The organism is Enterovirga sp., assembly GCF_035325185.1.
Classification (GTDB): domain Bacteria; phylum Pseudomonadota; class Alphaproteobacteria; order Rhizobiales; family Beijerinckiaceae; genus Enterovirga.
The window spans coordinates 1-5,443 of the sequence record NZ_DAOLAJ010000147.1; the positions used below are offsets into that span (position 1 = coordinate 1).

Annotated in this window: 4 protein-coding genes and 1 pseudogene; 2 read left to right on the top strand and 3 right to left on the bottom strand. The window is 65.8% G+C overall.

The window, feature by feature from the left end; genetic code table 11:
* Window positions 1-2,744: formate dehydrogenase-N subunit alpha (gene fdnG / locus PKD06_RS18070; RefSeq protein WP_324382592.1), on the bottom strand; the 2,744-nt coding region annotated here is incomplete at its 3' end.
* 238 nt (window positions 2,745-2,982) lie between these two features.
* Here fdnG and PKD06_RS18075 point away from each other — a divergent pair.
* Both PKD06_RS18075 and selD read left to right on the top strand, forming a co-directional pair.
* A complete protein-coding gene (locus tag PKD06_RS18075; protein ID WP_324382594.1) occupies window positions 2,983-3,225 on the top strand; it encodes a sulfurtransferase TusA family protein in 243 nt (80 codons plus the stop codon).
* A gap of 56 nt (window positions 3,226-3,281) precedes the next feature.
* Window positions 3,282-4,352, top strand: coding sequence for a selenide, water dikinase SelD (gene selD / locus PKD06_RS18080; protein WP_324382596.1), 1,071 nt, complete (start codon window positions 3,282-3,284; stop codon window positions 4,350-4,352).
* A gap of 24 nt (window positions 4,353-4,376) precedes the next feature.
* Here selD and PKD06_RS18085 read toward each other — a convergent pair whose 3' ends face one another.
* On the bottom strand, window positions 4,377-5,258 hold the full coding sequence (locus PKD06_RS18085; RefSeq protein WP_324382598.1) for a 3-hydroxybutyryl-CoA dehydrogenase: 882 nt from the start codon (window positions 5,256-5,258) through the stop codon (window positions 4,377-4,379).
* Window positions 5,259-5,296: 38 nt separating this feature from the next.
* A pseudogene (locus PKD06_RS18090) lies at window positions 5,297-5,443 on the bottom strand (electron transfer flavoprotein subunit alpha/FixB family protein); the annotation flags it as partial.

Genomic DNA, 5,443 nt, shown 5'->3' on the forward strand with positions numbered 1-5,443 from the left:
TGGTTGTTCTTGGTCCAGTAGTGGAAATGCTCGGTCAGGCGGTAGGAGGTCGCCGCATAGGGGAATTCCCGCGCCTCGCCGAACTGCTCCATGTCCCCCCTGAAGACGCGGGAGGCCGGGTTGCCCCGGATCTTCGGCGCGATCAGGTTCACGACGGGGGATTCGAAGGGCTCGTAATGGACCGGGAAGGGGCCCTCCCGCATCATGCCCCGGGCGAAGAGGCGCGAGGTCCCCTCCGCATTCATGATGAAGGGCATGACCGTCTCGGGCCGGGCGGTCGGCGCGATGTCCGGCACATCGTAGCCCGCCCATTTCGAGCCGTCCCACTCGATGATCTTGCGGGTCTGGTCGAAGGCCCGCCCGGCCATGTCGGCGGAGGCGCGGTTGTAGAGGATGCGCCGGTTGGCCGGCCAGGAGAAGGCCCATTTCGTGTAGAAGCCGGCATCGTCGGGATCGACATTGTCCCGGCGCGCCATGATGTTGCCGTCCTCGGTGTAGCTGCCCGTATAGATCCAGCAGCCGGCGGCGGTGGTGCCGTCGTCGCGCAGCAGCCCGAAGCTCGCGAGCTGCTTGCCCTTCCGGAGAAGGGTCTTGGACGGGTCGGAGGGATCGGCCACGTCCGCGACGACGTAGCCGTTGAGTTCCTTGGCGACCTCCGCCGGGGCCGGCTCGTCCGGGTCCGCATAGGGCCAGTGGAGCTTGGTGAGCGGATCGGCGAACTTGCCGCCCTCCTTCTCGTAGAGCGCCTTCAGCCGCTTCCAGATCTGCGCCATGATCCAGATGTCGGTCTTCGCCTCGCCCGGAGGCGTCGCGCCCGGCCAGTGCCACTGCATCCAGCGGCCGGAATTGACCAGCGAGCCCTCGTCCTCCGCGAAGCAGGTCGTGGGAAGCTGGATCACCTCCGTCTGGATCTTGGCCGTCTCGACCGGGTTGTGCTCGCCGTGGTTCTCCCAGAAGCGGGCCGTCTCGGTCTCGAGCGGGTCCATGGTGACGAGGAATTTCAGCTTGGACAGGGCCGCCGTCAGCTTCGCCCGGTTGGGAACGGCGAGGAGCGGATTGAAGCCCTGGCAGAAATAGCCGGTCATCTTGCCCTGGTGCATCAGGTCGAAGGCACGCAGGACGTCGTAGCCGGGCACGTCGAGCTTGGGCAGGTAGTCGTAGGCGTAGTCGTTCTCCGCCGTCGCAGCCGGGCCCCACATGGCCTTCTGGAACGAGACGAAGAACTTGCCGTAATTCTGCCAGTAGCTCATCTGGCCGGGGCGAAGCGGCTTGAAGCCGCGCGTCGACATGTAGGTCGCGCGGTCGACCTCCCTCTCCATCGGCAGGGTCAGGTAGCCCGGAATCAGGTTCGACATGAGCCCGATATCGGTGAGGCCCTGGATGTTCGAATGGCCGCGCAGAGCGTTCATGCCGCCGCCGCGGATGCCGATATTGCCGAGCAGCAATTGCAGCATCGCCATGCAGCGGATGTTCTGCGAGCCCTTCGAATGCTGGGTCCAGCCGAGCGCGTACATCGAGGTCATCGCCCTGTCGGGCGAGGAGGTCTCGGAGATCATGTCGGCGATCTTCAGGAACTTGGCCTTGGGCGTGCCGCAGATGCGCTCGACCAGGTCGGGCGTGTAGGTGGAGACGTGCTCCTTCAGGAGGCTCCAGACGCAGCGCGGGTCCTGGAGCGTCGGATCGACCTGGACGAAGCCGTCCTCGCCGATCTTGTACTCCCATTCCGAGCGGTTGTAGTCGCGCTTCTGCTCGTCATAGCCGACGAAGAGACCGTCGGAATATGAGAACCCGTCCTTCACGAGGAAGCTCGCGTTGGTGAAGTTCTTGACGTATTCCCACTGAATCTTGTCGTTGCGGATGCAGTAATTGATCACGCCGAGCAGGAACGCGATATCCGAGCCCTGCCGGATGGGGGCGTAGAAATCCGCGACCGAGGCCGTGCGCGTGAAGCGCGGATCGACGACGATCAGCTTCGCGCCCCGGTTGGCCTTCGCCTCCGTGACCCATTTGAATCCGCAAGGATGCGCTTCCGCCGCATTTCCTCCCATGACCACGACAAGGTCCGTGTTCCGAATGTCGGTCCACGAATTGGTCATCGCACCACGGCCAAAAGTCGGGCCCAGACTGGACACCGTGGGGCCGTGTCAAACCCTCGCTTGATTGTCGAAAACCAGCATGCCGGCGCTTCGCACCACCTTGTAGGTGACGAAGGCCGTCTCGTTGGTGGTCGCCGAGGCCGCGAGGAAGCCGGTGGTGATCCAGCGGTTGACCGTGACGCCGTCGTTGTTCTTCTCGACGAAGTTCCGGTCGCGGTCGTCCTTCATGAGACGGGCGATGCGGTCGAGCGCGGCGTCCCAGGAGACGGGTTCGAAGCGGTCCGAGCCGGGCTTCCTGACCTTGGGCTGGGTGAGGCGGGTGGCCGATTTCACCGTGTCGAGCAAGGCCGCGCCCTTCGGGCACAGCGTGCCGCGATTGGTCGGATGGTCGACGTCGCCCTCGATATGGAGAGCTTCCGTCTTCTCGCCCTTGGTGATGTCGCCGCGGGAATAGATGATGATGCCGCAGGCGACGGAGCAATAGGTGCAGGTGTTGCGGGCCTCGGTGGTGCCGACCAGCCTGTAGGCGCGGATCGAGGAGGCGTGAGCCGCCTCGATGTCGCCGAAGCCGAGCGCTCCGATCGCTGTGCCGGCGAGACCCGCACCCGCCCCGCGCATGAAAGCGCGCCGCGAGAGCTCCATGTTCATCGAGGAGACTCCTCCCGTTGACCTCCGCCGGCGCACCGGACGCGTGCGCCGCAAGAGAACTTGCGAGTCAGTCTAGATCAAAGAAGCCGCACGCAAAAGATGGGCATAAAGTATCGTCATGTCCTGTCATATATAACGATGGGCGTGCAGTTTTTCCGCTTTCGGCGCGGCCCTGGCCCGGCTCGCCGGACGGGGCGGGATCGCGTATGCTGTCCGGCGCGGGAGGTCGGATTGCGGCATGGGAGGCGAGACCGTTTCGGATGTGGTTCTGGACTTGCGGGGCCTGTGGTGTCCGCAGCCCGTCCTGCGGGCCAAGACGGCCCTGCGGGCCCTCCCGGCCGGCGGTGCCCTCGTGCTCGAATGCACCGATCCGCTGACCGAGATCGACGTGCCGCATTTCGCCCGCCAGACGGGCCATCTCCTCGCCGCGCAGGAGCGGCGGGAGGGGGGGCTCTTCGTGTTCCGCATCGTCAAGCGGTGACGTCGAAGGCCGATCCTGCATCTGCGCCGGCCGCGGACTATTCCAGGGAGTCGAGAATGAATGCTTCCGTTCAGGCCCAGCCTGTCCGCCTGACCAGCCTCGCCCATGGCGGGGGATGCGGCTGCAAGCTGGCGCCCTCGGTCCTCCAGGAACTGCTGGCGGGCGCCGCGCCCGCCCAGTTCAAGCAGCTTCTCGTCGGCACGGAGACCGGAGACGATGCCGCCGTCTGGCAGGTGGACGAGACGACCTGCATCGTGGCCACCACCGATTTCTTCATGCCCGTGGTCGACGATCCTTACGAGTTCGGCCGGATCGCGGCCACCAACGCGATCTCCGACATCTATGCGATGGGGGCCAAGCCGATCATGGCGCTCGCCATTCTCGGCATGCCGCTCGGCAAGATCGAGATCGAGACCGTGCGGCGCATCCTGGAGGGGGGGAGGGCGGTCTGCGCCAAGGCGGGCATTCCTGTCGCGGGCGGCCATTCGATCGACGCGCCCGAGCCCATCTACGGCCTTGCCGTCATCGGCATCTGCCGCCCGCAGGACGTGCGCCGGAACGCGGGGGCGAAGGCGGGAGATTCCCTGATTCTCACCAAGGCGCTCGGCGTGGGCGTCTATTCGGCGGCTTTCAAGAAGGAGAAGCTGTCCGATTGCTCCTATGCGGAGCTGATCGCGACGACGACGCTGCTGAACAGCATCGGGGCCGAGCTGGCGCGCGATCCGGGAATCCACGCGATCACCGACGTCACGGGCTTCGGCATCCTGGGCCACGGGCTCGAAATGGTGCGGGGCTCGAAGATCGATCTCCTCGTCGACTACGACGCGCTGCCTTTCCTCGGCGAGGCGGAGGCCCTGGCGGAATCCGGCCTCGTCACCGGCGCCTCCCCGCGCAACTGGGACAGCTATGGCGAGAATGTCGTCCTGCCGCCGGACCTGCCCCTGTGGCAGCGCCATCTCCTGACCGATCCCCAGACCTCGGGCGGTCTCCTCGTCGCCTGCGCGCCCGAGCGGACCCAGGCTCTCCTCGCGGCCATCCACCATGCCGGATATCCCCGCGCCGCCGCGATCGGGAGCGTCGCGGCGGGGGAGGGAAAGGTCCGGGTGGTGCGGGGCGGGGCCGGCTGAAGGCCAGCCCCGGCAGGACGCCGCTCAGCGCGTCGGGACGGGATGCTCGCCGCGATAGTCGTAGAAGCCGCGCTTGGTCTTGCGGCCGAGCCAGCCCGCCTCGACATATTTCACGAGGAGTGGGCAGGGGCGGTATTTCGTATCGGCGAGGCCGTCATGCAGGACCTGCATGACCGACAGGCAGATATCGAGGCCGATGAAATCGGCGAGCTGGAGCGGCCCCATCGGATGGTTGGCGCCGAGCCGCATCGCGGTGTCGATGGATTCGACCGAGCCGACGCCCTCGTAGAGGACGTAGATCGCCTCGTTGATCATCGGCAGGAGGATGCGGTTGACGATGAAGGCCGGGAAGTCTTCCGAGACCGTCGTCGTCTTGTGCAGCTTGCCCGTGAAGCCGCGGGCCGCCTCGAAGGTGGCGTCCTCCGTCGCGATGCCCCGGATCAGCTCGACGAGCTGCATGATCGGCACCGGATTCATGAAGTGAATGCCGATGAAGCGCTCGGGACGGTCGGTCGCGGCGGCGAGGCGCGTGATCGAGATCGACGAGGTGTTGGTGGAGAGAATCGCGTCCGGCCGCACCAGCGGGCACAACTCGACGAGGATCTTGCGCTTGATCTCCTCGTTCTCCGTCGCGGCCTCGATGACGAGGTCGCAATCGCCGAGGCCCTCGTAGGACTTCACGGCGACGATGCGCGCCATCGCGCGCCGGCGTTCCTCGTCGCTGATCCCGCCCCGGGACACCTGCCGGGCGAGATTGCCGTCGATCGTGGCGAGCGCCTGGTTGAGCTTCTCTTCCGAGATGTCGTTGAGGCGCACGTCGAGCCCCGCGACCGCGCAGACATGCGCGATCCCGTTGCCCATCTGCCCGGCGCCGACGACACCGACGGTTCGGATATCCATGGTCATGGCGGCTTGCTATCCGAACATGAGGTTGCGGGGAAGATTCAGGACTTGGCTTTCGCGAGTTCCTGGTCGAGTTCGGGGAGGACCTTGAAGAGGTCTCCGACGATGCCGTAATCGGCGACCTGGAAGATCGGGGCTTCCTCGTCCTTGTTGATGGCGACGATGACCTTCGAGTCCTTCATGCCGGC